Source organism: Bradyrhizobium uaiense (assembly GCF_010811875.1).
Taxonomy (GTDB): Bacteria; Pseudomonadota; Alphaproteobacteria; order Rhizobiales; family Xanthobacteraceae; genus Bradyrhizobium; species Bradyrhizobium uaiense.
On sequence record NZ_VKHP01000821.1, the window covers coordinates 1 to 247 of the forward strand.

2 pseudogenes are annotated in these 247 nt (G+C 67.6%); one reads left to right on the forward strand and one right to left on the reverse strand.

What is annotated here, in order from left to right:
- A pseudogene (locus FNJ47_RS47595) lies at nucleotides 1-136 on the reverse strand (ABC transporter ATP-binding protein); the annotation flags it as partial.
- Between the two features lie 29 nt (nucleotides 137-165).
- On the opposite strand from FNJ47_RS47595, the pseudogene FNJ47_RS55170 reads away from it, so the two are divergent.
- Nucleotides 166-247: pseudogene (locus tag FNJ47_RS55170) on the forward strand (ABC transporter ATP-binding protein); the annotation flags it as partial.

Here is a 247-nt window from a genome sequence, read left to right on the forward strand (position 1 = left end):
GCGGAAACATCTCGTACACCCGCTCGACCGTCCACGGCCCGGGCTGCGCCACCGCGGTCATGTTCTCTTCCACCGTCAGCGAGCGGAAGATGTTGCGCTCCTGCGGCACCCAACCGATCCCGGCGCGGCAATTTCGGCAACCAGCTGTCCGGGGGCGAGCAGCAGATGCTGGCGATCGGTCGCGCGCTGACGCTGAACCCGAAAGTGCTGCTGCTCGACGAGCCGACCGAAGGCCTCGCGCCGATCA